A 302-nucleotide genomic window follows, 5' to 3' on the forward strand; every position below is an offset into this window, starting at 1 on the left:
CTGGGCACCAACGGCGGCGGCTACTTCAACGCCAACTCGGCGCACCCGTTCGAGAACCCGACGCCGTTCACGAACCTCTTCGAGATCTTCCTGATCCTGGTGATCCCGTTCTCCCTCACCCGCACGTTCGGTGTGATGGTCGGCAGTGTGAAGCAGGGTTACGCGATCCTCGCGACCATGTTCACGATCTGGCTGGGCTTCGTCGTCTTGATGATGTGGACCGAGTTCGCCCACCACGGCCCGGCGTTGCAGGCCGCGGGTGCCGCGATGGAGGGCAAGGAGGTCCGCTTCGGCGTCGGCGG

The 302-nt window shown here is 64.9% G+C and carries 1 protein-coding gene; it reads left to right on the forward strand.

Annotation, left to right across the window (positions count from 1 at the left end; all coding sequences use genetic code 11):
- Positions 1-302: potassium-transporting ATPase subunit KdpA (locus tag GT030_RS09290; RefSeq protein WP_161200679.1), on the forward strand; the 302-nt coding region annotated here is incomplete at both ends.

Source organism: Streptomyces sp. SID1328 (assembly GCF_009865595.1).
In the GTDB taxonomy this organism is placed as follows: domain Bacteria; phylum Actinomycetota; class Actinomycetes; order Streptomycetales; family Streptomycetaceae; genus Streptomyces; species Streptomyces griseoluteus.